Annotated in this window: 1 protein-coding gene; it reads right to left on the reverse strand. The window is 56.5% G+C overall.

Annotated elements, in window-relative coordinates; genetic code table 11:
- Positions 1-255, reverse strand: a 255-nt coding sequence (locus ACPYOM_RS23065; protein ID WP_481347752.1) for an alkaline phosphatase D family protein, incomplete at both ends; no start/stop codon positions are given.

Genomic DNA, 255 nt, shown 5'->3' on the forward strand with positions numbered 1-255 from the left:
CGCGAAGGTTGGTCGATGGCGACCAGTTGTTCAGGACTTCATGGTCGTCCCATTGATAAAAGACGGGACAGGCCGCATTCAGCTCCTTTACATGATCATCGAGCAGGTTATAGGCCCATTGCCCGCGAAACTGGTCGAGCGTCTGGGCGATCTCCCGCTTCGCCTCCGTGACGATCCTGTTTTTCCAAAGACCTCCATCCCGCAGCTTGATCTCGTCAGGGATCGGGTTGTCGGCATAGATCGTGTCGCCCGAGT

Source organism: Monashia sp. HAY1-2A, assembly GCF_056755315.1.